General features: G+C 71.3%; 22 protein-coding genes. 10 read left to right on the top strand and 12 right to left on the bottom strand.

Annotated features, from left to right (window positions below):
• The first annotated feature begins 72 nt into the window (after window positions 1-72).
• The 3 genes from AB0H93_RS07465 to AB0H93_RS07475 all read left to right on the top strand — a co-directional run bounded on the left by AB0H93_RS07465 (window position 73) and on the right by AB0H93_RS07475 (window position 2,575).
• Complete coding sequence (locus AB0H93_RS07465; protein ID WP_358568936.1) at window positions 73-957, top strand: 3-keto-5-aminohexanoate cleavage protein; 885 nt, start codon at window positions 73-75, stop codon at window positions 955-957.
• 218 nt (window positions 958-1,175) lie between these two features.
• Window positions 1,176-2,138: a 3-hydroxyacyl-CoA dehydrogenase NAD-binding domain-containing protein gene (locus tag AB0H93_RS07470; protein WP_358568939.1), complete on the top strand. Its 963-nt coding sequence runs from the start codon at window positions 1,176-1,178 to the stop codon at window positions 2,136-2,138.
• Window positions 2,135-2,575, top strand: coding sequence for a thioesterase family protein (locus AB0H93_RS07475; protein ID WP_358568942.1), 441 nt, complete (start codon window positions 2,135-2,137; stop codon window positions 2,573-2,575). The genes AB0H93_RS07470 and AB0H93_RS07475 overlap by 4 nt, the downstream gene beginning before the upstream one ends.
• A gap of 28 nt (window positions 2,576-2,603) precedes the next feature.
• On the opposite strand, the gene AB0H93_RS07480 is transcribed toward AB0H93_RS07475, so the two are convergent.
• Complete coding sequence (locus AB0H93_RS07480) at window positions 2,604-3,737, bottom strand: hypothetical protein (RefSeq protein ID WP_358568945.1); 1,134 nt, start codon at window positions 3,735-3,737, stop codon at window positions 2,604-2,606.
• A gap of 139 nt (window positions 3,738-3,876) precedes the next feature.
• Between AB0H93_RS07480 and AB0H93_RS07485 the strand changes: the two genes are divergently transcribed.
• Together AB0H93_RS07485 and AB0H93_RS07490 are read left to right on the top strand one after the other, a co-directional pair.
• Entirely contained in the window at window positions 3,877-4,821 is a 945-nt protein-coding gene (locus tag AB0H93_RS07485; RefSeq protein ID WP_358568948.1) for an ADP-ribosylglycohydrolase family protein, read from the top strand.
• Between the two features lie 69 nt (window positions 4,822-4,890).
• Window positions 4,891-5,061, top strand: a complete 171-nt coding sequence (locus tag AB0H93_RS07490) for a hypothetical protein (protein WP_358568950.1) — start codon at window positions 4,891-4,893, stop codon at window positions 5,059-5,061.
• A gap of 136 nt (window positions 5,062-5,197) precedes the next feature.
• Here the strand turns inward: AB0H93_RS07490 and AB0H93_RS07495 are convergent, their stop codons facing one another.
• The 4 genes from AB0H93_RS07495 to AB0H93_RS07510 form a co-directional block, all read right to left on the bottom strand.
• Window positions 5,198-6,583 carry an FAD-linked oxidase C-terminal domain-containing protein gene (locus AB0H93_RS07495; RefSeq protein WP_358568953.1) on the bottom strand — a complete coding sequence of 462 codons (1,386 nt, stop codon included), beginning with the start codon at window positions 6,581-6,583 and terminating at the stop codon, window positions 5,198-5,200.
• Window positions 6,584-6,690: 107 nt separating this feature from the next.
• Window positions 6,691-7,632 carry an NAD(P)-dependent oxidoreductase gene (locus AB0H93_RS07500; RefSeq protein ID WP_358568956.1) on the bottom strand — a complete coding sequence of 314 codons (942 nt, stop codon included), beginning with the start codon at window positions 7,630-7,632 and terminating at the stop codon, window positions 6,691-6,693.
• 191 nt (window positions 7,633-7,823) lie between these two features.
• Complete coding sequence (locus tag AB0H93_RS07505; protein WP_093271248.1) at window positions 7,824-8,027, bottom strand: cold-shock protein; 204 nt, start codon at window positions 8,025-8,027, stop codon at window positions 7,824-7,826.
• Window positions 8,028-8,293: 266 nt separating this feature from the next.
• Window positions 8,294-9,460: a Glu/Leu/Phe/Val dehydrogenase dimerization domain-containing protein gene (locus tag AB0H93_RS07510; protein WP_358569506.1), complete on the bottom strand. Its 1,167-nt coding sequence runs from the start codon at window positions 9,458-9,460 to the stop codon at window positions 8,294-8,296.
• Between the two features lie 587 nt (window positions 9,461-10,047).
• Here AB0H93_RS07510 and AB0H93_RS07515 point away from each other — a divergent pair.
• The 3 genes from AB0H93_RS07515 (at window position 10,048) to AB0H93_RS07525 (ending at window position 14,994) form a co-directional block, all read left to right on the top strand.
• Window positions 10,048-10,869, top strand: coding sequence for a hypothetical protein (locus AB0H93_RS07515; protein ID WP_358568959.1), 822 nt, complete (start codon window positions 10,048-10,050; stop codon window positions 10,867-10,869).
• Between the two features lie 164 nt (window positions 10,870-11,033).
• Window positions 11,034-12,632: an amidohydrolase gene (locus AB0H93_RS07520; RefSeq protein ID WP_358568962.1), complete on the top strand. Its 1,599-nt coding sequence runs from the start codon at window positions 11,034-11,036 to the stop codon at window positions 12,630-12,632.
• A 145-nt stretch (window positions 12,633-12,777) separates the two neighbouring features.
• The gene (locus tag AB0H93_RS07525) at window positions 12,778-14,994 is read left to right on the top strand and encodes a germacradienol/geosmin synthase (protein WP_358568965.1); all 2,217 of its coding nucleotides are present in this window, start codon (window positions 12,778-12,780) and stop codon (window positions 14,992-14,994) included.
• Between the two features lie 133 nt (window positions 14,995-15,127).
• On the opposite strand, the gene AB0H93_RS07530 is transcribed toward AB0H93_RS07525, so the two are convergent.
• From AB0H93_RS07530 to AB0H93_RS07540, 3 genes are read right to left on the bottom strand one after another with little or no spacing between them, the layout of a single operon-like run.
• Complete coding sequence (locus tag AB0H93_RS07530; protein WP_358568968.1) at window positions 15,128-16,336, bottom strand: amidohydrolase family protein; 1,209 nt, start codon at window positions 16,334-16,336, stop codon at window positions 15,128-15,130.
• Window positions 16,333-16,794, bottom strand: a complete 462-nt coding sequence (locus AB0H93_RS07535; protein ID WP_358568971.1) for a GAF domain-containing protein — start codon at window positions 16,792-16,794, stop codon at window positions 16,333-16,335. Before AB0H93_RS07535 ends, AB0H93_RS07530 begins: the two co-directional genes overlap by 4 nt.
• Window positions 16,791-18,170 carry an MFS transporter gene (locus AB0H93_RS07540; protein ID WP_358568974.1) on the bottom strand — a complete coding sequence of 460 codons (1,380 nt, stop codon included), beginning with the start codon at window positions 18,168-18,170 and terminating at the stop codon, window positions 16,791-16,793. Before AB0H93_RS07540 ends, AB0H93_RS07535 begins: the two co-directional genes overlap by 4 nt.
• A 148-nt stretch (window positions 18,171-18,318) precedes the next feature.
• Here AB0H93_RS07540 and AB0H93_RS07545 point away from each other — a divergent pair, with 148 nt between their 5' ends.
• Window positions 18,319-19,200: a MurR/RpiR family transcriptional regulator gene (locus tag AB0H93_RS07545; protein ID WP_358568977.1), complete on the top strand. Its 882-nt coding sequence runs from the start codon at window positions 18,319-18,321 to the stop codon at window positions 19,198-19,200.
• 110 nt (window positions 19,201-19,310) lie between these two features.
• On the opposite strand, the gene AB0H93_RS07550 is transcribed toward AB0H93_RS07545, so the two are convergent.
• Window positions 19,311-20,024 carry a hypothetical protein gene (locus tag AB0H93_RS07550; protein ID WP_358568980.1) on the bottom strand — a complete coding sequence of 238 codons (714 nt, stop codon included), beginning with the start codon at window positions 20,022-20,024 and terminating at the stop codon, window positions 19,311-19,313.
• A gap of 221 nt (window positions 20,025-20,245) precedes the next feature.
• On the bottom strand, window positions 20,246-21,418 hold the full coding sequence (locus AB0H93_RS07555) for an MFS transporter (RefSeq protein ID WP_358568983.1): 1,173 nt from the start codon (window positions 21,416-21,418) through the stop codon (window positions 20,246-20,248).
• A gap of 106 nt (window positions 21,419-21,524) precedes the next feature.
• Here AB0H93_RS07555 and AB0H93_RS07560 point away from each other — a divergent pair, with 106 nt between their 5' ends.
• Window positions 21,525-22,016 carry an Lrp/AsnC family transcriptional regulator gene (locus tag AB0H93_RS07560; protein ID WP_132486738.1) on the top strand — a complete coding sequence of 164 codons (492 nt, stop codon included), beginning with the start codon at window positions 21,525-21,527 and terminating at the stop codon, window positions 22,014-22,016.
• 64 nt (window positions 22,017-22,080) lie between these two features.
• On the opposite strand, the gene AB0H93_RS07565 is transcribed toward AB0H93_RS07560, so the two are convergent.
• Together AB0H93_RS07565 and AB0H93_RS07570 are read right to left on the bottom strand one after the other, a co-directional pair.
• On the bottom strand, window positions 22,081-22,875 hold the full coding sequence (locus AB0H93_RS07565) for a serine hydrolase (protein WP_358568986.1): 795 nt from the start codon (window positions 22,873-22,875) through the stop codon (window positions 22,081-22,083).
• 39 nt (window positions 22,876-22,914) lie between these two features.
• Window positions 22,915-24,300 carry an SLC13 family permease gene (locus AB0H93_RS07570; RefSeq protein ID WP_358568989.1) on the bottom strand — a complete coding sequence of 462 codons (1,386 nt, stop codon included), beginning with the start codon at window positions 24,298-24,300 and terminating at the stop codon, window positions 22,915-22,917.
• Window positions 24,301-24,348: the final 48 nt, after the last annotated feature.

Genomic DNA, 24,348 nt, shown 5'->3' on the forward strand with positions numbered 1-24,348 from the left:
CCGAAGAACCCACCCGGGCGCGGATCACGGCGCGCCCGGGCGATCAGCCGCACCCACTGAAGGGAGAGCCCCATGGGCAACGAAGTGATCATCACCGCAGCGCTCACCGGCGCCGGTGACACCACCGGCAAGAGCGAGTTCGTCCCGGTCACCCCGGAGCAGATCGCGAAGTCCGCGGTCGAGGCCGCCGAGGCCGGCGCGGCCGTGGTGCACATCCACGTCCGCAACATCGAGACCGGGCAGGGCTCCCGCGACGTCGCCCTCTACCGCGAGGTGGTGGAGCGGATCAGGGAAACCGGCATCGACGTGGTCATCAACCTGACCGCCGGGATGGGCGGCGACCTGGTCATCGACGCCGACGACCCGCTCAAGCCGGTGGACGGCACCGACCTGGTCAACGGCCTGGACCGGCTGCCGCACGTCGAGGAGCTGCTGCCGGACATCTGCACGCTGGACTGCGGTTCGCTGAACTTCGGCGAGGGCAGCCAGCTCTACATCTCCACCCCGGACATGCTGCGCGCCGGCGCCAAGCGGATCCAGGAGTTGGGCGTCAAGCCGGAGCTGGAGATCTTCGACACCGGCAACCTGTGGTTCGCCACCAAGCTGATCGAGGAGGGGCTGATCGACGCCCCGCCGCTGTTCCAGCTGTGCGCGGGCATCCCGTGGGGCGCCCCGCCGGACCCGGGCCTGCTGCAGGCGATGGTGAACATGCTGCCCGCCGGCGCGAACTGGGCGAGCTTCGCCATCGGCCGCGACCAGCTGCGCTGGGTCGGCCTGACCGCCGCGCTGGGCGGCAACGTCCGCGTCGGCCTGGAGGACAACCTCTACCTGAGCCGGGGAGTCAAGGCCACCAACGGACAGCTGGTCGAGCGCGCGGTGACGATCGTCGAGGGCATGGGCGTGAAGGTCGCCACCCCCGACCAGGCCCGAGAGCAGCTCGGCCTCCAGAAGCGTTGAGCGGAACAACTCAGAACTCGGTTTGCGTAGCGGTGCAGGTAGCGGAACCTCAGACGCCCCTCGGTCCGGGATCCCCGACTCATGTATGTCCAACAGCGCTGGGGCTGTCCTCCCTAGGAGACGTCTGAGAACCCGCGGCGGTGCGCGTTGAGTCCCGCACCGCAAGCGGCTCCCGCCGCTTCCAAAGCCAAAAGCCTTGCTTGAAAAGGAATCCCCAGTTGAACGAGAACACCCCCTCCCCCGCGGCGGTGCGGCGGGTCGCGTGCATCGGTGCCGGTGTCATCGGCGGCGGTTGGGTCGCGCACTTCCTGGCGCGCGGCTACCAGGTGACCGCGTGGGACCCCGCGCCCGGCTTCGAGGCCAAGCTGCGCCGCCTGGTCGACGCCGCGTGGCCCGCCCTCATGGAGCTCGGGCTCGCCGACCGCGCCTCCCGCGACAACCTCGTCATCGCCCCGACGCTGGAAGAGGCCGTCGCCGAGGCCGAGTTCGTGCAGGAGAGCGCGCCGGAAGACCTTGCCCTCAAACGGGATCTGCTGGCCCGCATCGACGCCGCGACCCCGGCCGGCGTCGTGATCTCGTCGTCCACCTCCGGCTACGGCATGACCGAGATGCAGGCTGACTGCCCGACGCCGCAGCGGCTCGTGGTCGGGCACCCGTTCAACCCGCCGTACCTCATCCCGCTGGTCGAGGTCGTCGGCGGCGAGCGGACCGAGGCGTGGGCGGTGCAGTGGGCCGCGGAGTTCTTCGAGGTCGCAGGCAAGTCCGTGATCACCATGGACCGCGAGGTGCCGGGCTTCATCGCCAACCGGTTGCAGGAGGCGATCTGGCGCGAGGCGCTGCACATGGTCGCCAACGGTGAGGCCACGCCCGCGCAGATCGACGCGTCGATCACCGAGGGGCCCGGCCTGCGCTGGCCGCTGCTCGGCCCGTGCCTGACCTTCCACCTCGCCGGCGGCGAAGGCGGCATGGCGCACATGCTCGACCACTTCGGCCCGTCGCTGAAGTCGCCGTGGACCCGGCTGGAGGCGCCGGAGCTCACCGACGAGCTGCGCGACGCGATGGTCCAGGGCTGCGAAGAAGCCGCCGACGGCCGCAGCATCGCCGAGCTCGTCGCCGACCGCGACCGCGCGGTGATCGCGGTGATGCGCGCGATCGACGGCGTGCGGAACGGCAAGTCGTGACCGGGTTGCGGGAGCACCGGGAGCACGTCCGTCCAGAGTGGATCGACTACAACGGTCACCTCAGCGAGGCGTACTACGTGCTGGTGTTCGGCTTCGCCACCGACGCGGTCATGGACCAGGTCGGACTCGACGCGGCGTACCGCGCCGGCACCGGGTGCTCGCTGTACACGGTCGAGGCGCACGTGCGCTACCTGCGCGAGGTCGGGCCGGATTCGGAGCTCGTGGTCACCAGCCGCGTCGTGGGCACCGGCGCGAAGAAGGTGCGCATCTGCCACGAGATGGCGGTCGGCGGCACGGTGGTGGCGACCGAGGAGATCATGGCGCTGCACGTCGACGGTGCGCAGGGCGGCACCACGCCGTTCCCGGCGGCGATCGCCGAGCGGTTCGCCGCGCTGGCCGAGCAGCCTCCGGAGTACGCGGGGCGGTCCATCGGTTGAGCGTGAGCGGGACTCCCCGGAGTCCCGCTCACCTGGCAGAGACGACCCGGTCCAGCGCCGCGCACACCGCGATGGCCACGACGAAGAACGCGCCGGCGGCGGCGAGCAGCCGGGCCTCGGGATATCCGCCCGTGGCGAGGAATCCGGCGCACGCCGCCGCCGCGCCCACCGCCGCCGCCAAGACCAGCTCGACGGCCCGCACCCGCCACGACATCGCCGAGCTGCGGGCCGCTTCGTGCACGCCGCAGACCACCGCGGCGGCGACGATGATCAAACTGACCGTCGCCGACAGCATCGGGGTGCCGAAGGAGATCCCGTAGCGGATCGGCAGCGCGGGCGCGAAGAAGAACACCAGGAACCAGCCGAGCGACGCGCTGACCGCCGTGATGCCCGGCCCGGCCTGCGCGGTCGGCAACCGGCGCGCGACCAGCCGCGCGACGACGAGCACGCCGGCCGCCGCCGCCATCACCGGCGCCGTGGCCGCGAGGTGCCCGAGGTTGTAGAGCAACGCGGTGTCGTAAACAGCCAGTACCAGGACGCCCAGCGCCGCAGCCGAAACCACGAACGCCACCAGCTCCGCCACTGAGCCGACCCGCTCCCGGCGGCCCGCGGTCAACCGCGCCAGGAACCACGGCGCCACCAGCCCGGACACGACGCGGAGCGCGATGTCCTCGGCCGTGTAGGGGTTGGCCAGCGACCACTCGATCAAGCAGAACGTCGCGGTGTAGGACGCCGCCACCGGCCACACCAGGACCCGCCGGAACACCTCGGCCCCGAACCACCGGCAGATCGTCAGGTACGCCAGCAGCACGAACGGCAGTTCCAGCAGCGCCGGCACCCGCAACAGGCTCCACGACAGCAGTTCCGGGCGCGGCCACACCTCGGCCAGCCAGGCGATCACCGGGTTGTCGTCGGCCAGCGCGAACCAGCCGGTCGGCAGGTAGCGCGCGATGAACGCCGGGTCGCCGTGCCACACGCGCATCAGGTAGATCGTGCACAACACCTGGTTCAGGTAGATCGCGCCGGTGACCACCAGCAGCCAGAAACCGGGGTGCCGCAACAGGGTTGGCTGCGAGCCGCGTTGCCGCCGCGGCCACCGCCAGCCGACCAGGGCGACCACCGCGGACAAGACGATCAAGGCGCCGAGGACGACCGCCACCATGAACTCCCGGGTTGAAAAGCGCTTTCGCGGCAGAGACTATCCGGCGACCGCCGGTCGGCGGGCGAAGTTGACCACGTTCGCCGGCCCATGCCGGGCGTACCGTTGACACCAACCGCCTGTGTTCTCGGGAGGCCCCGGGGTGAACTCGACCGGTCCCCCGCCGGCGCACGACCGCGCCCGCGGGCTGTTCACGGGAGTCGGGCTCGGCGACGCGATGGGTGCCGCGTTCGAAGGCCAACCGTCGGTCACCGAGCTGGCGCTGCTGGAGTTCGAACGCGCCCACCACCAGCTGCGCTACACCGACGACACCGCGCTGACCATCGCCGTGGCCGAACACCTGCTGGAACGTGCCCGCCGCGGCGGGCACCTGCTCGACGAGGGCGAGCTGGCCGCCGCCCTGGCCTGCGCCTGGACCCGCGAGCCGTGGCGCGGGTTCGCCGACTCGGCGGCGGCGATGTTCGAGCGGCTCGACTCCGGCATGCCGTGGCGGGACGCGGCGGTGTCGGTGTTCCACGGGCAGGGTTCCTTCGGCAACGGCGCGGCGATGCGCAGCGCGCCGGTGGCGCTCGCCGCGCAAAGCGCTCACCACGCCGCGGAACTGGGCCGGCGCGCGGCGTCGGTGACCCACGCGCACCCGGACGGTCAGGAAGGAGCGGCGGTGCAGGCGTGCAGCGCGTACCTGGCCCTGCACCACCACGGGCCGCTCGACCCGGAATCGTTCCTGGAGAAGCTGGCCCACGTGATCCACGAACCGGAATGGGTGCGACGGCTGCACTCCGTCGCCGCGCAACTCGGGCACCGGGACCCGCACCGCGCCGCCGAGGAACTCGGCAACGACGTGCGGGCAACGCACTCGGTGCCGCTGGCGCTGTGGGCGTTCCTAGCCCATGCCGAGGCCCCGGTCGACGTCGTGCGGCAGTGCATCCGGGCGGGCGGCGACACCGACACCATCGCCAGCATGGCGGCGGCGCTCGCCGGGGCGCTGCGCGGCGCCGCCGGTTGGCCGCAGTCGTGGCTGCGCCGGATCGAGGGGCTCCCCCGGCTGCACGACCTGGGCGACCGGCTGGCCCGGCTGTCGGCGTGAGCCGCGCGCCGCGCGGCCGGGCTCGTTACCGTGGCGGTTGATCCGACCAGCTATCGACGGGAGGACTCGATGAACGCGGAAACCCCGGAAGCCGACGCCGCCGAGCAGGCCCGGCAGGCCGAGGAAATCCCCGAAGAGGAGGAGCCGGAGGAGTTGGAGGTTCCGCTCGACGCCGACCCGGCCGACCTCGCCGACCAGCACCGCCCGGTCCCGGTCGACGACGCCTACGACCACGACTGACCTCCGTCCGGCCGAGACGCGAGCGACGCCTCCCAGCAGGAGGCGCGTGCTTCGCGTCGGGCCGGAGATGTGCCGTTTTCGCGCGAAATCGTCGCAGCCACGCCTGCAGAGTGGCGATTTCGCGCGAAACCGGTGTTCAGCCCGCGTCGGGGAGGACCCGGCCGGGGTTGAGGATGTTCCGGGGGTCCAGGGCGTTCTTGATCGCCTGCTGGGTCCACAGGCCCGCCTCGTCGAGTTCCTCGCCCAGCCAGCGCCGCTTCAGGTGGCCGACGCCGTGCTCGCCGGTGATGGTGCCGCCGAGCTCCAGGCCCAGGGCCATGATCGCGTCGAACGCCTGCTGGGCGCGGGCCGACTCCTCCGGGTCGCTGGAGTCGAAGGCCACCACCGGGTGCATGTTGCCGTCGCCGGCGTGCCCGGCGCACAACACCTGCACCCGGTACCGCTCGGCGATCGGGGTCAGCCCATCGACCAGGTCCACCAGGCGCCGCCGGGGCACGCACACGTCGTCGACCAGCGTCGCCAGGCCGAGCTTCTCGTGCGCGTCCCCGACCAGCCGCCGGGCCTGCATCAGCAGCTCGCCCTCGGCCGGATCGTCGGCGACGACCACCTCGGTGGCGGCGAAGGACCGGGCCACCCGCTCGAACGCCGCCAGGTCGCCCGGCGCGGCGTCGCCGCGATCGGACTGCACGAGCAGCATGCCCGCCACGCCGTCGGGGAAGCCGAGGTCGGCGATGCGCTGCACCGCGTGCACCGTCGGGGCGTCCATGAACTCCAGCACCGACGGCCGGTAGCCCTCCCCGAGGTACCCGGCCACGGTGCGGGCCGCGTCGGCGATGGTCGGGAAGAACGCGACCGCGGTCAGCGGTTGCGCGGTGGCGGGCCGCAGCGCGACCGTGATCTCGGTGACCACGCCGAGGGTTCCCTCGGAGCCGACGATCAGCCGCGTCAGGTCGTAGCCGGCGACGCCCTTGGCGGTGCGGCGGCCGGTGCGCATCACCCGGCCGTCGGCGAGCACCACCTCCAGGCCTCGCACGAAGTCGCCGGTCACGCCGTACTTCACGCAGCACATGCCGCCGGCGTTGGTGGCCACGTTGCCGCCGATGGTCGAGATGCTGCGGGAGCCGGGGTCAGGCGGGTAGAACAGCCCGTGCTCGGCCGCCTTCGCCGCGAACACGCCGTTGACCACGCCGGGCTGCACGACCGCGATCTGCTCCTCGGTGTCGATCTCGAGGATGGCGTCCATCTTCTCCAGCGACAGCAGGATGCAGCCGTCGATGGCGTTGGCCGCGCCGGAGAGCCCGGAGCGGGCGCCTTGTGGCACCACCGGGACCCGGTTCTCGTGCGCCCACCTCAAGGTCGTCGCAACGTCCTCAGTGGACCGGGCGCGGACCAGCACCGACGGCGTCCCGGCCGGGCAGAAGGTGGCCCGGTCCCTGCAGTGGGCCTCCAGCACGTCGGCGTCGTCGAAAACGCTGCCGTCGGGCAGCAGTTCTCGCAGCGGGTGCACGTCAGTGGCGGTCATCGGTTGCTCGTCTCCGACCTCGAGGGGCATGGTCTTACCTCTGAACCTAACCCGTGCCACCCCGGATCTCCCAGCCCCGCGACGCACATGAGTCGGGGATCCCAGTCTCAGGCCGCCCAGAGGCCGAACAACGAGGCGAAGCCCTCCCGCCAGCTCGGCCACGCCGGCCGCCAGCCCAGCGTCTCGCGCAATCGGAAGTTGGTGGCGCCGCGCTGCTCGGTCAGCTGGTGCACGGTCAGCCAGTCCAGCTGGGTCCGGGCCTGGTCCATGGTCAGCGACACCGGCGCCGGGCCACCCGCCATCCGCGCGTAGGCCGGGAGCCATTCCGCCGATTCGGCCGGCTCGTTGTCCACCACGTTGTAGGTGCCGGGCTCGCCGTTGGTGAGCAGTTCGAGCACCGCCCCGGCCGCGTCGTCGACGTGGGTGAACGACGTCAGGCCCACGCCGTCGTCCACCAGCGGCAGTTCGCTGCCGCACACCCGCGCGTGGATCGCGCCGCCCGGCGCGTACTGGGTGTCCGGGCCGTAGAGAGCGCCGTAGCGCAGCGCGATGCCCTCGATTCCCGGACGGGTCAGCACCGCTTCTTCCATCGCCGCCAGGGCGCGCACCGCGTCACCCCAGCAGCCCGGCGCTTCCGTCCACAGTGGAGATTCTTCGTCCAGCACGTCGTGCCCGTGCGGACGGTAGGCGGCAGTCATGCTCTGCCCGATGATTCGCCGCGCGCCGACCGCCACGGCGGCGTCGACCAGGTTCCTGGCCCCGTTCTCGCGCAGCAGCGCGGTCCGGCGCAGGCCCTCGTCCGGGTCCGCACCACCGAAACCGGACGTCTGGTCGATGACCACTTCCGGCTCCACGCGGGCCAGTTCCCGGCGCAACTGCGGCGGATCCAGCACATCGGCGACGGCGACGTCGTCGACCGAAACCGCACCATCAAGTCGGTCCGCGTGCCGGACGAGCGCGGTCACATGATGACCGCGATCCCGCAACAACGGCAGCAGGGTTCTCCCGACAACGCCGGTCGCACCGGCGACAACCACACGCAGGGGCACATCGACCTCGCACCGGGTTAAACGTCAGCGGGCTGGAAGCCTACCCCGGCGACGTACCCCTCAACGGGTGAAAAAGGCCGTCCTCCTCGGCGGCAGACCGGCACCGCAGGCGGCCCGGTACTGCCGCCCCATCGGAGGCGGCATCAGAGCTATCTCCGATGCTTCGTCATGCCCGTAGGGCACGATCCGGTTCAGACCGCGCGGATGTCCGCGGCCTGCGGCCCCTTCGGCCCCTGAGCGATCTCGAACTCCACCCGCTGCTGTTCCTCCAGCGTGCGGAAACCGGTGGACTGGATCGCGGAGTAGTGGGCGAAGACGTCAGCGCCACCGCCGTCGGGGGTGATGAACCCGTAGCCCTTCTCCGCGTTGAACCACTTCACCGTACCGGTAGCCATTCCCTGTTTCTCCTGATTCTGCTGGCCAGGGTCCACACTTCGCAGACCCCCGGTCGCCGAGCTGATCACCCGGTGCCCGGCGCGGCCGGAACACCACGGCACAAAAAAAGCGCCTGCGTTCTGGCAGGCACTTTTCCAGTACTGCTAGGACCAAAACTGCAACCACCGCAAACGCTAGCACTCGGACTGCGGGTTGTCACACATCGATCGCAGTGCGTGAACGACGTGTGCAACCCGCAGCCGCTGCGGGTCGAAAACCGCAGGTGTCAGGGGATGCTGAGCAGCCCCTGCCCGCTCTCCTCGGCGACACGGTTCTGCTCGCTGCGGAGCTCCGCGAGCCGCAGCGCCGCGGCGCGCGGCGTGAGGCCTTCGGTCTCCCAAGCCGCCAGCAGCGGCGGGATCTTGGCCAGCATCTCCTCCCGCAACACCTGGAAGGACAGCACCGGGTCGGCGTCGACCCGGCCGAGCAGCAGCCACCACGCCCAGGCCACGGCGCCGGCGTTGGCCACGAAGTCCGGGATCACCGGAATCCCGCGCGTAGCGAGCATTTCCTCGGCGTCCTCGGTGACCGGGGTGTTCGCCGCCTCGATGATCACCTTCGCGTTGACCTCCGGCACCTGCGGCGCCTTGATGGTGAACGAGACCGCCGCCGGGATCAGCACGTCGACCTCGGCGGAGAGGACGGCTTCGCGGGGCAGCTGCTCGACGTCCGGGGGCACCTGGGCGCGGTCGATCTCGCCGAACCGGTCGCGGGTTTCCAGCAATGCCGGGACATCGAGCCCGTCGGGATGCCGCAGCGTGCCCGCCGCGTCGGCCAGCGCGACGACCTTCAGCCCCGCCTCGTGCAGGTAGTAGGCCGCGCCGCCGCCCATCGTGCCGACGCCCTGCACGGCCACAGTGGTCTCCGCCTCCGCCCAGCCGCGGGCGTGCACGACACCCAGGCAGCTCTGCGCGACGCCGTAGCCGCCGACCACGTCGCCGAGCAGAAGGCCGCCCGGCACCGGCGCGTTGAGCCCGGCGCGGACGCGGCGCAGCGTGCGCTCCGCGTCGGGCGCCCGGCGGATCGCCGCGTGGTACGACTGGTGCAGCCCGAGCTCGGCGAACACATCGTCGATCAGGTGCTGCGGCACCCCGAGGTCCTCGGCCGTCACCCAGTGCGCGTCCACCCACGGCCGCATCGCCTGCAGGAAGCGGCTCAGCACGCCGCGGGCGGCGGGATCCTTCGGATCGCAGTCGATCCCGCCCTTGGCGCCGCCGACCGGCAGGTCGAACACGGCCGTCTTGCGCGCCATGCCACGGGCCAACGCCTCCACCTCGGACAGCGTGCAACCGGCACGCATCCGAGTCCCTCCGGTGGCGAGACCGGACACGAGGCTGTGCACGACCAGATAACCGTTGCAGCCGGTTACCGAGTCCGTCCAGATCACCCTCATCAGCGGGTCGCGGTCGACGAATACCACGGGCCGAACCTCCTCTCAGAGCGCATACCTGACGCGGGCGCGCACGCCCGGATTTCATCGGGAAACGATGTTCAGGCGACCCGCGGGGCACCCGCGACGGTCACCGGCCACTGCCGAAGGAGTCGGTCAGTGATGTCGCAGCCAGAGCGAGGAAGAAGACAGCCATCGGGCCGGGCGGGGGTTGCGGTAGGACTCGGTTCGCATGGCCCACCTCCCACATCCGGCCGGAATGGCTCCAGGACTGTTCTTCGATAGCGGCTTGCTCAGCGCAGGGCGCTGGCACCGCTTATGAATCAGACCATGGCCCAGAAATTAAACGCCACGTCGTCGGATTGTCAACAATCTGCGGTTACGTCGCCGGAACGGGTGCGTGTCCCCCGGTTACCTGCGGGTTCGGGATGGCTCCAGGAGGTGCGGAAACGTGATCAACTCGGCCGCGACCGCCCACCCGGTGGGGTTCTAAGCTTCCGGGCACGACGTACGACTGCGTCGCGCGAACCGGTGTGCGATCTTGGCCGAAACGACTCCCACGGTTCCCGCGCGACTGGGAGGATGCAGGAATGAGCCAACCGGGACCCCATGACCGACCGGGATCGCTGGACGAGGTCGCGCAACAGCAGCTGATCCAGGAGATCGGCCGGGTTGTCGTGCGCGCCCTGCCTCCGGGCTGGCAGGAAGCCACCGTCGAATACCGCGAACTCGGCGACCACCGCGAACTCGTCGCGCAGCTGCTCGCCCCCAACGGCACGGCCGTCCCGCTCGCCGTCCCCGTCGACGTCACCGAGCTGTTCCTGCGGCTGCGCAGCGGCATGTACCAGCCCGACCGCGGCACCTGGGTCAGCGCGCTCTACCGGCTGCAGCGTCCCGGCAGCTACACCGTCGACTTCAACGGCGACTACCAGCCCAGCTGGCGCACCGCTCCCCCGCCGGCGGCCTTCGCCGAGGAACTGCGCCGCTACCCGCGGCCCGCCGCCGCCACGCCGGACTGGCTGGCCCCGCCGAGCGCCGGGCCGGCCGGCCTGCGCACCGCCGAGGTCTTCGACGACGACGGGCGGCCGATCACCGAGCGGCCGGGGCTGGACCCGGCGGAGCGCGACCAGGTGGCCGAATACCTGGAGGGGGCGCCGATCGTGCTGGCCGCGCGCAGCTACGACACCGACCGGCTGGACCCGCACCGCAGCCCGGCGGTGCCGATGACCTTCCACACCGACGGCAGCTGGATCTGGCCCGGCGCGGTCGGCTACTACCTCCGCCAGCACGGCGTCGCCCCCGAGTCGGAGCTGGTGGCGCACATCCGCAGCCGCGGCTTCCAGGTCCCGGACGTCGGCGAGCCCGCCCGCGAGCAGGCGGTCGCGGTCATCACCGGCGAACAGCGCATCTGACGACGGGTCGTGAGGGGCGACGGTCGCTAGAAAGGCCACAGGCCCGTCACGACCGTCGCCCTCCGGCTCGTGAGTGGCAATGGTCGTCATGACGGCCAGAACCACTCACGACCTCCGCCGCTCGCCTCGGCCGCGCCGGGGCGCGGTCCTGCGACAATCCGGGCATGCGCGAAGTCGTCTTCGCCGGCGGGCCGGTGGCCACAATGGACGCCGCCCGCTCGTTCACCGATGCCGTCGCCGTGCGCGACGGCCGGATCGCGGCCGTCGGCGACGCCGCCGTGCGAGCCCGGCTGACCCCGGCGACCGAGGTGATCGACCTCGACGGCCGGTTGCTGCTGCCCGGCTTCCACGACGCGCACGTGCACCCGGTGTACGGCGGCATCGAGCGGCTTCGCTGCGACCTCTCCGACTGCCTCGACTCGGCCGACTGCCTGCGGCGCATCGCCGAGTTCCGGCCGGACGCGGGCTGGGTGCTCGGCGGCGGCTGGGACATGGGCCAGTTCCCGGGCGGCACGCCCGACCGCGCCGCCCTGGACTCGGTGACCGGCAGCCGGCCGGCGTACCTGCTCAACCGCGATCACCACGGGGCGTGGGTGAACTCGGCGGCGCTGCGGCTGGCGGGCGTCGACCGCGACACCCCGGATCCGCCGGACGGCCGGATCGAGCGCGACGCCGACGGCGAACCGGCCGGGACCTTGCACGAGGGCGCCACCCGCCTGGTCGAGCGGGTGCTGCCGCCGACCAACGCGCAGGAGTACCTCGCAGGTTTGCTGGAGGGCCAGCGCCACCTGCACTCGTGCGGCGTGACGTCCTGGCACGACGCGATCATCGGCCCGTACCTCGGCTACGACGACACGCTGGAGACCTACCTGGCTGCCGACCGGCAGGGCCTGCTGACCGGCAAGGCCCGCGGCGCGCTGTGGTGGGACCGCGGGCGCGGGCGGGAGCAGATCGAGGAGCTGCGGCAGCGGCGCGAGCGGGCGCGGGGGCGGCGGTTCCGCGCCGACGCGGTGAAGATCATGCAGGACGGCGTGTGCGAGAACTTCACCGCCGCGCTGCAACTCCCGTACCTGGGCGGCCACGGCCGCGGAATGTCCTTCGTGGATCGCGACGTCCTCGCCGAAGTGGTTCCCGAGCTAGCCGCCGACGGGTTCCAACTGCACTTCCACGCGATCGGCGACCGCGCGGTGCGCGACGTGCTGGACGCGCTCGCCGCCACCACCGAGCGGCGCCTGCGGCACCAGATCGCCCACGTGCAGGTGGTGCACCCGAGCGACATCCCGCGGTTCCACGAACTCGGGGTCGTCGCGACGATCCAGCCCCGGTGGGCGGTCAACGACGCCGCGATGACCGAGTTGACCGTGCCGCACCTGGGACATCGGCGCGCCGGCTGGCAGTACCCGTTCCGGTCGCTGCGCGCCGCGGGCGCGGTGCTGGCCGCGGGCAGCGACTGGCCGGTGTCCGACGCCGATCCGGTGCAGGCGGTGCACGTGGCGGTCAACCGGCGCGAACCGGACACCGACGACGCGCCGTTCCTGCCGGAACAAGCGCTCGATCTCGTGGATGCGCTCGCCGCCTACACCGCGGGCAGCGCCTGGGTGAACCACGTGGACGGCGAAACCGGCACCGTCGAGGTCGGCAAGGCCGCGGACCTCGTCGTGCTCGACCGCGACCCGTTCTCCTTGCCACCAGGGGAGATCGGGCAGTGCCGGGTGGACCTCACGATGGTCGACGGCGTGGTCGTGCACGAGCGGAAGGCGTGACCCAACGCAGCGTCGCGCTGGGCTGGTCGGGCGACGTCGATTCTCGATCGTGTGTAACCCCACCGCAGGCATTGGCGGCCACCGCCAACGCTGGTTTCGTGCGCAGGGTCGACGACCATCGCAGAGAGGTCAGGTGCGCGAAACCATGCAGCCCTTCCGACTGCCGGACTTCTACCTGTCCTACCCGGCTCGGCTGAACCCGAACCTGGAGCGGGCACGAGAGCACAGCAAGGCGTGGGCTTACCGGATGGACATGATCGACGTGCCGCAGGACGGCGTGCCGATCTGGGACGAGGCGGACCTCGACCGGCACGACTACGCGCTGCTGTGCGCCTACACGCACCCGGACGCGGACGGACCGGAGCTGGACCTGATCACCGACTGGTACGTGTGGGTGTTCTACTTCGACGACCACTTCGTCGAGCTGTACAAGCGGAATCCGGACCTCGCCGGGGCCCGCGAGTACCTCGACGGGCTGGCCGCGTTCATGCCGGTGGAGGGCCCGATCACGGCGGAGCCGGCGAACCCGGTGGAACGCGGCCTGGCCGACCTGTGGACCCGCACGGTGCCTGCCATGAGCGCGGACTGGCGGCGGCGGTTCGCCGAGAACACCAAGCACCTGCTGGACGAATCGCTGTGGGAACTGGCCAACATCTCCGAGAACCGGCTGTCCAATCCCATCGAGTACGTGGAGATGCGCCGCAAGGTGGGCGGCGCGCCGTGGTCGGCGAACCTGGTGGAGCACGCCGTCGGCGCGGAGGTGCCGGCCGAGATCGCGGCGACCCGCCCGATGGAGGTGCTGCGCGACACGTTCTCCGACGCCGTGCACCTGCGCAACGACCTGTTCTCCTACGAGCGCGAGGTGCAGGACGAGGGCGAGCTGAGCAACGGCGTGCTGGTCTTCGAGAAGTTCCTCGGCTGCACGACGCAGGAGGCCGCGAACGCGGTCAACGACCTGCTCACCTCCCGGCTGCACCAGTTCGAGCACACCGCGCTGACGGAGGTGCCGCGCCTGCTCGACGAGCACGGCATCGACCCGGTCGGCCGGTTGGCCGTCCTCGGCTACGTGAAGGGCCTGCAGGACTGGCAGTCCGGCGGCCATGAGTGGCACATGCAGTCCGGGCGCTACCCGGACGGGTCGAGCACGCCGACCGTGCTGGCCGGGCCGAACGGGTTCGGGACCGCGGCGGCTCACATCGTCTCGTCGCTGCTTTCGACCGCACCGCAACGGATGCGCAGCTTCACCCGGGTCCCCTTCCAGCCCGTCGGCGAGATTTCGCGCCGGGAGATCTACATGCCCTACGAGGTGTCGATGTCCCCGCACCTCGACGTCTCGCGGGAGCACAACGTCGAATGGGCCCGCGCCATGGGCATGTTCGACGACGTGCCGCAGGTGTGGACCGAGCAGATGCTGCGGGACAACGACCTTCCGCACTGCTCCGCCGGGCTCGACCCCGATGCGACCGTCGAGGAGCTGGACCTGTCGGCCGCGTGGCTGACGTGGGGCACCTACGGCGACGACTACTACCCGTCGGTCTTCGGCCACGGGCGGAACATGGCGGGCGCGAAGGCGCAGAACGCCCGCCTGAAGGAGCTGCTCCCCCTCGAAGGCGCGAGTCCGGTCGTCCCGGTGAACATGCTGGAACGCGGTCTGGCCGACCTGTGGGAGCGCACGACCGGCCCGATGTCGCCCGAAGCCCGCCGGGCCTTCCGGAAGTCCGTGGAGGTCATGCTCGACAGCTGGCTCTGGGAACTGGACAACCAGCACCAGAACCACATCCCGGACCCGATCGACTACGTCGAGATGCGGCGCCGGACGTTCGGTTCGGACCTCACCATGAGCCTGTCCCGCTTCTCGCACGGGCAGTCGGTGCCGCCGGAGATCTATAGGACGCGCACGATCCGCAACATGGAGAACTCGGCGATCGACTACGCGACGATGGTCAACGACGTCTTCTCGTACCGCAAGGAGATCGAGTACGAGGGCGAGGTGCACAACGCGGTGCTGGTCGTGCAGAACTTCCTGGACTGCGGGCAGGACCGCGCCTTCGACATCGTGCACGACCTGATGACCGCGCGGATGAAGCAGTTCGAGCACACCGTGGAGGTCGAGCTGCCGGCGCTGTTCGAGGAGCGGGAACTGGACGCCGAGGCGCGGGCGACGCTCACCCGGTACGCCTCGGAGTTGCAGGACTGGGTGGCCGGAATCCTGAACTGGCACCGGGAATGCCGCCGTTACTTCGACTCGGAGCTGCGCCACAACATCCCGGTCGGCCTGACCAGGAGCGTGCTCCCCGGCCCCACCGGCCTCGGCACGTCCCTGGCCCGGCTGTCCTCCGGCTGGGACCCGGTGCTCGGCTGAGCCGGAGCGAACGGACCGTTCACCCCGGTAGACGAGGCAAACGGTCCGTTCACCGCACCCGCCCGCACCACCGAGGTGAGGTGAGGTGAACGGTCCGTTCGCTCCGGTAGATGCGGCGAGCGCTCCGTTCGCCTCAGACCACGGCGCCGTGCTGGACGACGTGGCGGATGTGCTCGGGGTTCGCGAGATTCGCGATGTCCTCCAGCGGGTCACCGTCGAGGACCACCAGGTCCGCCAGGGCACCCACCCGCAGCGTGCCGATCTCGCCGGTCATGCCGAGCAGGTCCGCCGCAGTGGTCGTCGCCGAGCGGATGACCTCCAGCGGCGGGAGGACCTCGCCGCGGATCCGGAACTCCTCGTTCTGGTGGCGGTGCATGCCGCCGAGCAGGTCGCTGCCGTAGACGATCTTGACGCCGCCGCGGTGCGCCATCTCCAGCGCCGCCAGCCCGGCGCCAAGCACGTCGTCGACCTTCCGCCAGCTGTCCTCCGGCAGCCCGAACTCGCGGCCCTCGGTCTTCAGCGCCCAGTACGTCACCAGCGTCGGCACCAGGAACGCGTCGTGTTCGAGGAATTCGGCCACGTTGGACTCGTCGATGAGGTTGCCGTGCTCGATCGACCGGATGCCCGCCTTCAGCGCCCGGCTGACCGAGCGAGCCGTGTAGGCGTGCGCGGCGACGTAGCGGTTGGCGGCGTCCGCCTCCTCGACGATGGCCCGCAGCTCCTCCATCGAGTACTGGGTGGAGTCGATGCGGTCGGTCGGCGAGGCCACGCCGCCACCGGCCATCACCTTGATGTGGTGCGCGCCCTTGCGGAGTTCGTCGCGCGCCGCGGCGCGCACCGCGTCCACGCCGTCGGCGATCCGGCCGAGGCCGGCGCAGCACTGGTGCCCGTCGTGCACCCGGGTGCCGCGCGGACGGCTGTCCCCGTGCCCGCCGGTCTGGCTGAGCGCCTTGCCGCAGAACGCCAGCCGCGGCCCGCGGATGAGGCCCTCGGCCTGCGCGTCGGCCAGCCCGAAGTCTGCGCCGGAGGCGTCGCGGACCGTGGTGAAGCCGCGGTCGAGCATCTTCCCCATGATCTGCGCGGCGTGCGCGGTGGCGTAGGACGGCGACCACGCGGGCAGCGCACCGAGATCGGCGGTGGCGGCGGTGACGTGCACGTGCGCGTCGATCAGCCCGGGCAGGACGGTGGCGCCGGCCAGGTCCACGATCTGCGCGCCGTCCGGCGCGGTCAGGCGGGGGCCGGTCTCGGCGATCCGGCCGTCGACGCACAGCAGGTCGCCTTCGGCGTACTCGCCGGTCTCGACGTCGAGCAGCTTGCCGGAACGCAGCAGCAGGGCGGTCACGAGTTCGACTCCTCCGTGGTGTTGTCGAGGCGCTGGACGAGTTCGGCCAGCGCCGGAACGGCCAGCGCCGCGAGCTCGGCGGCCCGGTCCACCTGGGCCTGGCCGTAGGCGTGCTCGGCGTCGAGCAGGGCGAGGGTGCCCAGGGTGGTGCCGTCGGTGCCGATGACCGGCACGTTGATCACCGAGCCGCAGCCGAGCTCCGCGATCAGCGCGTGGTCGGCGAAGACCTGGCGGACCGACTCCGCGTCAGGCCCGAAGAACGGCTTCTGCTGCCGGATGCAGCGGTCCAGCCAGTCGGCGGCGACCTCGACGGACTTCTCGCCGCCCACCGGGTACTGCTCGGGGTGGCTGGTGTGCGCCCGGTGCAGCACGCGGCGGCCGGGCAGCCACGCCAGCACGGTGAACAGCCGGACGCCGATCTCCCGCCGGATCCGGTCTTCCACTGTGGACAGGTTCATCGGGTGGCCACCTTCTCGACGTCGGCTTCGGCCACGTCCTCCAGCGACCGGCCCGCGGTGGACAGCCCGAACAGCAGGGTGCACACCACGCCGACCGCCAGGACCGCGGTGGTCATGCCGAACACGCCGCCGAAGCCCAGCGAGGCGGCGAACACGCCGATCACCGACGGCGCGATGATGCTCCCGATGCGACCGAACGCGCTGGCCAGGCCGGTGCCCGAGGCCCGGATCCAGGTGGGGAACACCTCCGGGGTGTAGGAGTACACCGCGGCGTAGGTGCCGTTGAGGAAGAACGACAGCACCGCCGCCGAGACCGTGATCATCACCGGATCGGTCATCTGCGACATCCAGAACGCGCTGGCCGCCGACCCCGCCAAGTAGAGCGCGATGGTGTTCTTGCGGTCCAGGAACTCGCCCAGCCACGCCGCCGAGAAGTAACCCGGCACCTGCGCGAGGTAGATGATGATCGAGAACTCGAAGCTCTTGGTGACCGTGATGCCCTGCTTCACCAGCAGCGTCGGGATCCAGGTGAAGAAGCCGTAGTAGGAGAAGGTGATCACGAACCAGATCAGCCAGGTGATCGCGGTGCGCCGCGCCATCCGGCCGGTCCACAGGTACTTCAGCGCCGAGAACAGGCCGACCTTGCGGGTCTCGGCGGGCTTGTCCACCGCGACCTCCGGCACCGGCGGGAGTTCGGTCCCGGTCGACGCCCGCACCTTGCGCTCCAGGTCGACCACGACCGCCTCGGCTTCTGCCGTTCTGCCGTTGGCCAGCAGGTAGCGCGGCGATTCCGGCAGCGAACGCCGCCACCACAGCAGCATCAGGATCGGCAGCGCGGTGATCACCTGCGCCCAGCGCCAGCCCTCGGGAATCGGCTGCACCACGAACCGGCCCAGCAGCGCGGCGCCGACGAAGCCGAAGGAGAAGAAGCCGGCGAGCGCGCCGACGAACCAGCCGCGCCGTGCGGCTGGGACGAACTCGGACAGGAACGGCGCGATGATCGCGCTCTCCGCTCCCGTCCCGAATCCGGCCAGCACCCGTGCGCCGAGGAAGATCTCGTAGTTCGGGGCGACCGCGGCGACGACGGAGAACACCGCGTAGACCGCCAGCGCCCACATCATGACCTTGCGGCGGCCGATGCGGTCGCCGAGCAACCCGGCGCAGGTGGCGCCGAACAGGAAGCCGAACGGGGCGGCCGAGCCGACCAGGCCGAGCTGCGCGTTGGTCAGGCCCCAAACTTCCTGGACGCTCGGCATCAGGAAGGCCACGACGGCCGCGTCCATCCCGTCGAAGGTGTAGCCGAGCCCGCCGATCAACAGCAACAGGTAGTGCGGTCGGCTCAGCGGGAGCCGGTCCAACCGGGCTAACAGGGACAAGGGTGCCTCCAGGATGTTCACAGCACCGGACGAAGTGACTGGCAACATATAGTGCAGATATCCTGATTTGCAATACCTGTTGCGTTTTGAGCTCGTTACAGTGTGCGTCGGCGGGCGCCGACGCCGAACGGCCGACGAAGGGAACGCGATGACCACCGACAGCGCAGTCGGGGAACCCGACGGGTTCGAAGAGTGGTTGCGCGGGCGCGTGCCCGAGCGCGGGCTGCGCAGCAAGGGCGCGTCGGTGCTGGAGGTGCTGCTCACGCAGCCCCGGCGGGCGTCCTACAGCTCCGCCGCCGAGGCCGCCGAGCTGGCCGGCGTCAACGTCGCGACGGTCAGCCGCACCGCGCAGGCGCTCGGCTTCAGCGGCTGGTCGGACCTGCAGCAGGAGTTGCGCGCACGGTTCCTGTCCTCGCTGAGCGCCCCTGAGGTCGCCGCGGCGCAGCACACCGAGGGCGAGCTCGGCGCCGCGTCGCTGCGCCGGGACCTGGAGTCGCTGGCCATGCTCGACCGGCGGTTCGACGAGCAGCAGATCCGCACCATCGCCGAGGCGATCGCGCAAGCGCGGCGAGTTCTGATCGTCGCCCACGGCAGTTACGCCTCGATCGGCGCGGCGCTGAGCCACAACGTGCGGCTGGCCGGGTACGACGCGACCCTGACGTACGACGCCGACCTGGCCAACGCGGTGTCCCGGATCGAACCGGGCGACGTGCTGGTGGCGATCAGCTTCTGGCGGCTGTACCAGCACACCGTGACCGCGGCCGAGGAAGCGCACAGCCGCGGCGCCCGGGTCTTCGTGCTCTCCGATGCGGCCAGCCCGGACCTGGTCGCGGCGGCGGAGGAGGTGCTGCTGATCCCCGCCGAAGGCGTGGCGTTCTTCCCGTCCCTCGCGCCGGGCCTGGCGGTCGCGCAGGCCATCGTCGCCCAGCTATCCACAGTGGACCCCGAGCGAACCCGCAAGTCCATCGAAGCGGCCGAGGCCCAGTGGTCCCGCTTCGGACTGATGCACCGCCAGCCCCGGCGCGGCTGAAGCCGGGGACCGCGCAGTTCCTGCCGATTCACCGCGCCGAAACGGCAAACCGGCGCGAAGCCGGGGCACAACCCAGGAAATCCGGGTCGTGCCCCGACGAGCGGTAGACGCTAGATACCGCCCACCCGCGGGAGCGGGATCTCCGGCACCAGCCTCGGCCGGAACCCCACGTCGCCCGACGCGGCCGACGGCGCCGGCGCTCCCACCACCGCGGTCCAGTGCGCGAGGTACTTGGCCGCCTCGGCCGCCAGCAACGCGTCCAGCTCCACCCGGTTGGCGTTCTTGCGCAGCCGCAACGGTTTTCCGCGACGCACGTCGAGCACCATCGGCGTCGCACCCGGCCGCAGGGCCGGCATCGCGTGCTCCAGGAGCCGCAGCGCCAGGCTCGCGGAGTCCGTGCCGAGCTCGGGCTCCTTCAGGTAAGGCAGCACGACCTCGGTGCGGCCGTCCTGGCGCCGCAGCGCCAGCGAACTCCGGTCCGAGATGGTGACCGCGAGGCCGCCGATGTTCCACCGCGCGGAGGTCATCGGCACGCCGACCGCCTTCGCCCTGCCCCACCAGCGCTGGAATCCCGCGTGCAGCTCCTGGAAGTGGGGCTGCTGCACCGGACGCGCCTGCCGCACCGCCGCCGCGACGATCTCCACCGCGTCCGGCGAGGTCACCGCCCGCCGCAGCGCCAGCCGGAACGGCCCGTAGAACGCCCAGGCCATGCTCGTCTCATCGAGGTAGATCTCCCGCTGGTCCCGCACGATGCCCGCGCAACCGCGCGGCGTGCTGCGCATGTAGTCGAGGAACGAACCGAGACTGATCTGCACACCGTCCACGAGTACCCCTTCCCGCGGTCGAGGGCAGCATCCAGCGCCACTGCGATCCGCCCCCGAAGGCGACGATCCACAGTGGTCCAAATGCGCCCAATCCCCCTGCCCGACAAGAAGATTCTAGCACGTCATACCGTCTTTTAGAACACTTGTTCGCCATCTTTCGAAGGGTTCGCGACGCCCGACCGGTTGGCTCGTCGGTGCTCGGGATGCGGCGGCTTCACCGATCATCTCCGCCGCACCAGCAGCACTAACGGCAGCAGGGCCAGCACTCCGCCCACCACCCCCAGCGCCGCGAATCCACCTGCCGCGAGGATCGCCGTGGAGGCGAGGCTTGCGGCCGCGGCCGCGCCCCACACCGCCGCGTCCACGGCGCCCTCGATCTGCATCCGGTCCGCTGCCGGCAACTGCCGGGTGACCTGTCCGCTGCCACCGACGAAGCACAGGTTCCACCCGTAGCCCAGCAGGAACAGCGCCGCCATGCGCAGCGGATCGCCCTCGCCGAACGCGGCGACCGCACTGGACAGGACGAGCGTGGCCAGGCCGGACGCCATCACCGGCCGGGTGCCGAACCGGTCCACCAATCGCCCGGTGACCGGGGAGAGCGCGAACATGCCGAGCGTGTGCGCTGACAACACCGCACCGACCACGCCCAACCCCGCACCGTGGTGGTGCATGTCAAGCGGCGCCGCCGTCATGATCCCGACCATCACCACCTGCGCGCTCGCCATCACCAGCAGCGCACTGCGGGCTGCGGGCACCCGCAGCAGGCGCCCGGGCCGCACTCCCGGCACCCCGCCCCGCGCGCCCGCTCCGGCAGGCGCGCCGAACCCAGCGACCACACCGACAGCACAACAGGTCGCAGCGGCGAGGAAGGCGCAGGCCGGCCCGGGCCAGCCGAGCAGCCCGCCAAGCGCCGCAGTGGGCGCGATCAGCAGCGGCCCGCCCACGGCGCCGAGGGTGGCCGCCCAGACGACCACGCCGATCGCCTGCCCTCGCCGGTGCGACGGGTACATCTCCGCGGCCGCGTACCGGGACAACTGCGCGCCGGCGTTGCCAATACCGAGCAGCAGCAATCCCACGCACAGTCCGACCGCATCCTGATGGATCGCGGCCAGGGTGGCGGCCGAACCACCCGCGGTGGCAAAGCCGTAGCCGAGCAGCAGCCCGGCCCGCCGGCCCCACCGGTTCATCCCGCGGCTGAGCAGCAACGCGCCCAGGCCGGTGCCGATGACACCGGCGGTGTTGGGCACCGCGGCCCACGCCGTGCCCAGCTGAGCTCCGGCGATGATCGTGCTCACCGCGCTCGCAATGCCCATCGCCGCGTTCATCACCACGGTGCCCGCGCACAAGGCTCGGGTCGCGCGTCGCCGCCGATCGATCGTCCCAGCTCGGAGCATGGTCATCACAGTAGAAAACCGGTTCGACGACTTGAATGTTCGAACAGCGGTGATCGACGCCGATCGGTTGTTGATCGCAAAGCGACGATGCCCTGATACTTTCCGAATGGAGAAGCCGCTCGATCAGACCGACTGGCGCATCCTCGCCGAACTCCAGGAGAACGGTCGGCTGTCGTACAACCAGCTGGGCCGCCGGGTCAACCTGTCATCGCCCGCAGTGGCCGAACGGGTGCGCAGGCTGGAGGAAGCCGGGGTGATCACCGGCTACCAGGCACGGGTGGACCCGGCGAAGGCGGGCCTGCCGTTGACTGCGTTCGTGCAGATGCGCTGCCAACTCGGCCGCTGCCTGTTGAAGACCACCACCGCGGCCGACCTTCCCGAAGTGGTCGAGGTGCACAAGCTCAGCGGCAGCTCGTGCAGCATGCTCAAGGTCCGGGTGACGTCGATGCGGCACTTGGAGGGCCTGTTCGAGCGGCTCGGCGAGCACGGCGAGATGCACTCGTACGTCGTGCTGTCCACCCAGTACGAGGGGCGACCGGTCGAGCCCCCGCCAACCGACGCCCGCCCGGTCACCGACCCGGCCGGCTGGAGTCGCTGACGAGCGTCACCTGCGAAGATCTCATCGCAGGATCAGCCGTTCCGCCGCTCCGGGTCGGCCGCGCTCAGCCGAGAGCGCGGTGCACGGCCCGCCCGAGGCTCGCGATCGCATCGCAGGCCGGTCCGCCGCGGTAGCCCGCGGCGGAGCGCTCGTCGGTGAGCTCGTCGACCAGCACCGCCACCACCGCGCGCGGCCGGTCGTCGCCGATCAGCCCCACGTCGTGGCGCAGGCCGAGCAGCTCGCCGGTCTTGTTCCAGCACTGCGCGCCGTCCGGCAGCAGCGCGGGCAGCCGGTCCCGGACCTGCTGCCGCGACAGGACGTCGAGCGCGTGCTCGGTCAGTTCCGGCGGCAGCGCCGATCCCCCGGCCAGCGCGGCGAGCACGCGCGCCTGGTCCAGCGCCGTGGTCTCGTTGCGGCCCGGGGCGTTGACGTCCATCAGCCGCCGCTGGACCCGGGTCGCCGTGCAGCCCAGGTCGGCGGCGCAGGCCCGGATCGCCTCGAACCCGACCGCGTCGATCACCGCGTTCGTGGCGGCGTTGTCGCTGATCACGATCATCAGCGTGATCAGGTCGCGCAGCGAGATCGCCGTCACGCTGGGAAGCTCCCGCAGCACCCCGAACCCGCCGGCCCGCTCCGCGGGCAACTCGACCTCGTCGTCCAGCCCGAGGCACCCCTCGTGCACGGCGCGCAGCGCGGTGATCATGATCAGGACCTTGATCGTGCTGGCGGCGTGCACGACCCGCTCGGCGTCGACCAGCACCGGTTCCCGCTCGTCGAGATCCCAGGCGGCGAACCCGATCCGCCCGGGCAGACCCCCGAACGCCGCCTCGGCCCGCAACCGCTCCGCAAACCCCACCACGCGCCTCCCCAACTGGTTCCTCCGGCGGGCCTGCGCGGGTCAGATCAGGACGAGGAACAGGACCGCGAACAGGGCCAGGTTGGCGACCATGATGGCCCAGCCGTTGAACATCATCATCCGCAGGTTCCGGGAGCGCGCGAGGCCCATCTGCCCGATCATGTCCGGCCCCGGGAACGGCCCGAACCAGTCGATCTGCGAGGAGCCCAGCAGCACCGCGGCCCACGCGCCGGGCGGAATGCCCAGCCCGGCCAGCGCCGGGCCGAACAGCTTCTGCAGCAGCACCACCTGCGCGACCGCCGCGCCGGAGACCCCGAGCCAGCCGACGACCAGCACGATCATGCAGAACAGCCACGGCCCGACATCGCCCAGCGTCGGCGCCACCAGCCGCTGCATCGCGTCGTAGGCGCCCGAGCGCTCCAGCAGCTCCAGCATCGGGTTGAGCAGCCAGAACAGCAGGAACAACCACAGCAGCGGCTGCGCGCCCCGGTACATCGCGTGCAGCGCCGCCGTCGGCGACATGCGGCCGCACAGGGCGGTGACCGCGGCGCTGACGGGCATCACGATCAGCACGTACGTGTAGCTCGCCTGGAACGCGATGCCCAGCGCCACCAGGACCACCATGCTGCCGAGGAAGCCGATGGTCGCCCGCCTGGCGGTCGCCGGGTCGTGCTCGGCCTCCTCGGCGACGTCGTCCGGATAGGAGTCGATGCCCTCGGTGCGCCGCTGGATCCAGTGCGACATGCCCAGCCCGGTGAGCCAGACGGTGGCGGCCATCGGGATCCCGGCGTTGAGCAGGTACTCGCCGTAGCCGATCTGCGCGGTGCCCATGATCGTGACCACCGGCGGCGTGAACGGCCCGGTGACCAGGCCCGCGGCGGTGCCCGCGTGGAACATCGCGGCCATCGACGGCGGGGTCAGCCGCATCGCGGCAGCGATCGGCAGCACGATCGGCACCAGCAGGGCGCTCGCGCCCGACAGCGTGCCCAGCGCCGCGCCCAGCAGCGTCGCCGACAGCATCACGCCGATCCGGAACCGCAGCCGGGTGCTGATCCCGATGCCGTGCAACACCATCCGCACCATCGTCGCGGCCGCGCCCGTCTCGGTGACGACCCGGCCGAGGCCTCCGCCGAGCAGGATGATCATGCCGACCACGGCGATGAACGAGCCCAGGGACTCGCCCATCAGCGTGCCCAGCTCCAGCGGCGCCGTGCCGGTCTCCAGCGCCGCGACGGCCAGCGCGGCGAGGGTGGCGAGCACGACGTCCACGTCGAGCAGGACGAGGATCGCGTACACCACGATCGGCGTCAGGCCCCACAGGGTGCCCGCGCCGCCGGTGGCGAGGATCGCCGCGCCGGTGGCGATCGCGGCGCCGAAAACGCCTGCGGCGGCGCGTGGTTTCCAGGTCGAGACCGCTGCGGTGGTCACTGCTTCTCCTCGTCCAGCGCGCTCAGGTCGACCGGCATCACGCGCCTG

Source organism: Saccharopolyspora sp. NPDC050642 (genome assembly GCF_040654735.1).
Classification (GTDB): Bacteria; Actinomycetota; Actinomycetes; order Mycobacteriales; family Pseudonocardiaceae; genus Saccharopolyspora; species Saccharopolyspora elongata.

Coding starts and splice junctions, on each gene's coding strand:
- AB0H93_RS07480 (WP_358568945.1), bottom strand. CDS start 3,737: ATGGTGGCGGTCGTCCTCGGCGCCTTGATCGTCTTGTCCGCGGTGGTC.
- AB0H93_RS07545 (WP_358568977.1), top strand. CDS start 18,319: ATGACCACCGACAGCGCAGTCGGGGAACCCGACGGGTTCGAAGAGTGG.
- AB0H93_RS07560 (WP_132486738.1), top strand. CDS start 21,525: ATGGAGAAGCCGCTCGATCAGACCGACTGGCGCATCCTCGCCGAACTC.
- AB0H93_RS07490 (WP_358568950.1), top strand. CDS start 4,891: ATGAACGCGGAAACCCCGGAAGCCGACGCCGCCGAGCAGGCCCGGCAG.
- AB0H93_RS07505 (WP_093271248.1), bottom strand. CDS start 8,027: ATGGCTACCGGTACGGTGAAGTGGTTCAACGCGGAGAAGGGCTACGGG.
- AB0H93_RS07510 (WP_358569506.1), bottom strand. CDS start 9,460: ATGAGGGTGATCTGGACGGACTCGGTAACCGGCTGCAACGGTTATCTG.
- AB0H93_RS07555 (WP_358568983.1), bottom strand. CDS start 21,418: ATGCTCCGAGCTGGGACGATCGATCGGCGGCGACGCGCGACCCGAGCC.
- AB0H93_RS07535 (WP_358568971.1), bottom strand. CDS start 16,794: ATGAACCTGTCCACAGTGGAAGACCGGATCCGGCGGGAGATCGGCGTC.
- AB0H93_RS07515 (WP_358568959.1), top strand. CDS start 10,048: ATGAGCCAACCGGGACCCCATGACCGACCGGGATCGCTGGACGAGGTC.
- AB0H93_RS07520 (WP_358568962.1), top strand. CDS start 11,034: ATGCGCGAAGTCGTCTTCGCCGGCGGGCCGGTGGCCACAATGGACGCC.
- AB0H93_RS07465 (WP_358568936.1), top strand. CDS start 73: ATGGGCAACGAAGTGATCATCACCGCAGCGCTCACCGGCGCCGGTGAC.
- AB0H93_RS07495 (WP_358568953.1), bottom strand. CDS start 6,583: ATGACCGCCACTGACGTGCACCCGCTGCGAGAACTGCTGCCCGACGGC.
- AB0H93_RS07525 (WP_358568965.1), top strand. CDS start 12,778: ATGCAGCCCTTCCGACTGCCGGACTTCTACCTGTCCTACCCGGCTCGG.